The following is a 333-nucleotide window of genomic DNA, read 5'->3' as shown; positions in this document are numbered from 1 at the left end:
AGAAAGGCAAAATTTATCCCTGAATCGGCTCAACTTTCAGACGATAAAGCCATTCATCCATTTCCATCCGGCAAAACAGAACGATCCGGATACGGATGGGAATGGGGATCGGAGCTGGGAACGATGGAAGGCACCCACATGGGAAAAGCTTCCCCGTCCAAGGATTCGCATAACGTCTATATACAGATATTCGAAGGCAATCCCGGGCTGCCTACTCCGGTCATTCGGGAAATGCATTTCATCTGCCTGACGCAGGCGACCCGAACTATCGACGTGACCAACCCTTATTTTATACCCGATGCGGATATCATGATGGCCATCAAAACAGCCGCA

1 pseudogene is annotated in these 333 nt (G+C 49.8%); it reads left to right on the top strand.

The window, feature by feature from the left end:
* Nucleotides 1–138: 138 nt before the first annotated feature.
* Nucleotides 139–333: pseudogene (locus tag FKP33_RS27935) on the top strand (phospholipase D-like domain-containing protein); the annotation flags it as partial.

The organism is Paenibacillus sp. tmac-D7, assembly GCF_006519665.1.
GTDB classification, from domain to species: Bacteria; Bacillota; Bacilli; order Paenibacillales; family NBRC-103111; genus Paenibacillus_G; species Paenibacillus_G validus.
Note: the sequence above shows the minus strand (reverse complement) of the source record. Positions and strands in the feature narration are given on the sequence as shown.